The organism is Azospirillum sp. Sh1 (assembly GCF_008365135.1).
Lineage (GTDB): Bacteria > Pseudomonadota > Alphaproteobacteria > Azospirillales > Azospirillaceae > Azospirillum > Azospirillum oryzae.
Window position 1 is genome coordinate 1 of the sequence record NZ_VTTK01000096.1, and the last position, 782, is coordinate 782.

Annotated in this window: 1 pseudogene; it reads left to right on the plus strand. The window is 66.8% G+C overall.

Annotation, left to right across the window (positions count from 1 at the left end):
• Positions 1-782 (plus strand): annotated as a pseudogene (locus FZ029_RS32775) (branched-chain amino acid ABC transporter permease); the annotation flags it as partial.

Here is a 782-nt window from a genome sequence, read left to right on the forward strand (position 1 = left end):
GCCGACCGCGACAAGCGGATGGACCGCATCGCCGCCAAGGTGCAGCACGCCAGCCGCTACATCGGCCCGGTCGCCGTGGTCTTCGCAGCATTGCTGCCGATGACGCCGCTGGCCGACCGCATGCTGCTGGACATCGGCATCCTGCTGCTGACCTACATCATGCTGGGCTGGGGCCTGAACATCGTCGTCGGGCTGGCCGGCCTGCTCGACCTCGGCTATGTCGCCTTCTACGCGGTCGGCGCCTATTCCTACGCGCTGCTGGCCCATTACTTCGGCCTCAGCTTCTGGGTCTGCCTGCCGCTGGCCGGATTGCTGGCGGCCTGCTCGGGCGTGCTGCTGGGATTCCCCGTCCTGCGGCTGCGCGGCGACTATTTCGCCATCGTGACCTTGGGCTTCGGCGAGATCATCCGCATCATCCTGGTCAACTGGTACCAGTTCACCGGCGGTCCCAACGGCATCTCCGGCATTCCGCGGCCGAGCTTCTTCGGCATCGCCGACTTCAGCCGCACCCCGGCCGAGGGCATGGCCGCCTTCCACGAGCTGTTCGGGCTGGAGTTCTCGCCGCTCCACCGCATCATCTTCCTCTATTACCTCATCCTGGCGCTCGCCCTTGTGGTGAACCTGTTCACGCTCAGGGTGCGCAAGCTGCCGCTGGGCCGGGCGTGGGAAGCCCTGCGCGAGGACGACATCGCCTGCGCGTCCTTGGGCATCAACCGCACCAACATGAAGCTGGCGGCCTTCGCCATCGCCGCGATGTTCGGCGGCTTCGCCGGCTCCTTCTT